This window comes from Pseudomonas sp. SIMBA_067, from assembly GCF_046534675.1.
In the GTDB taxonomy this organism is placed as follows: Bacteria; Pseudomonadota; Gammaproteobacteria; order Pseudomonadales; family Pseudomonadaceae; genus Aquipseudomonas; species Aquipseudomonas putida.
Map to the genome: position 1 here is coordinate 1 of NZ_JAWRYH010001104.1, position 245 is coordinate 245.

Annotated in this window: 1 protein-coding gene; it reads right to left on the reverse strand. The window is 53.5% G+C overall.

Features of this window, described 5'->3' with window-relative positions:
* Positions 1–245, reverse strand: a 245-nt coding sequence (locus SB765_RS32695) for a TonB-dependent receptor domain-containing protein (RefSeq protein WP_410932900.1), incomplete at both ends; no start/stop codon positions are given.

A 245-nucleotide genomic window follows, 5' to 3' on the forward strand; every position in this document is an offset into this window, starting at 1 on the left:
GGTGTAGCTGGCATAGACGGATTGCTCATTCGTCAGGTCATAGACGATGCCTGCATACGGCGTGACGACACCGCGTTCTACCATTTTGTAAGGCGCGGGTTCATTACCAATACGCCACAGGGCGTAGTCGAACCGATAATTGGACGCCCGTGCCCCGAGGATCAGATGCAGATCATCGGTCAAATTAAAGCGGCTCGCCACAAAATAGCCGGACTGGCGGTTGGAAATATTGTACTGAATGCCGG